At 51.4% G+C, this 556-nt stretch carries 1 protein-coding gene; it reads left to right on the top strand.

Translation table 11 applies throughout. The features are described from left to right. Window positions 1-426: lipocalin/fatty-acid binding family protein (locus tag GFB48_RS17435; protein WP_163938790.1), on the top strand; the 426-nt coding region annotated here is incomplete at its 5' end. Window positions 427-556 lie beyond the last annotated feature (130 nt).

Raw genomic sequence — 556 nt, 5'->3', positions numbered from 1 at the left:
CTCCAGCCCACCTTGGTAAAGGAGAGTCCAGATCTTCTAGAAAACATGGACTTCAGTGGAACATGGCAGGTCTACGCCCAGGAGAACTACGAGGAGTTCCTCAGGGCCATGGAACTTCCAGCTGATGTCATCAAGATGGCCAAGGACATCAAGCCCATTACTGAGATCAAGCAGAGTGGCAATGACTTTGTTGTCACCTCCAAGACCCCTGGAAAGACTGTGACCAACTCCTTCACCATCGGCAAGGAGGCTGACATCACCACCATGGACGGCAAGAAGATCAGGTGTGTTGTCAATCTGGAGGGTGGCAAACTGGTCTGCAATACCGGCAAGTTCTGCCACATCCAAGAGCTCAGGGGAGGGGAGATGGTTGAGACCTTGACCATGGGCTCAACAACTCTCATCAGAAAGAGCAAAAAGATGTAAACTTGGCAGTGAATTTGGGACACTTTTTCACGTCGCAGAAGTCCCACAGCAACTTGCGGCCTCTTCTGAAGAAACACCAGGGCATCTTGTCTCCGTCTGGGTTTCTGCAGAAGTTGTGACGGCCAAGGCA

The sequence above is a fragment of the Paraferrimonas sp. SM1919 genome (assembly GCF_010993985.1).
In the GTDB taxonomy this organism is placed as follows: Bacteria; Pseudomonadota; Gammaproteobacteria; order Enterobacterales; family Shewanellaceae; genus SM1919.
Note: the sequence above shows the minus strand (reverse complement) of the source record. Positions and strands in the feature narration are given on the sequence as shown.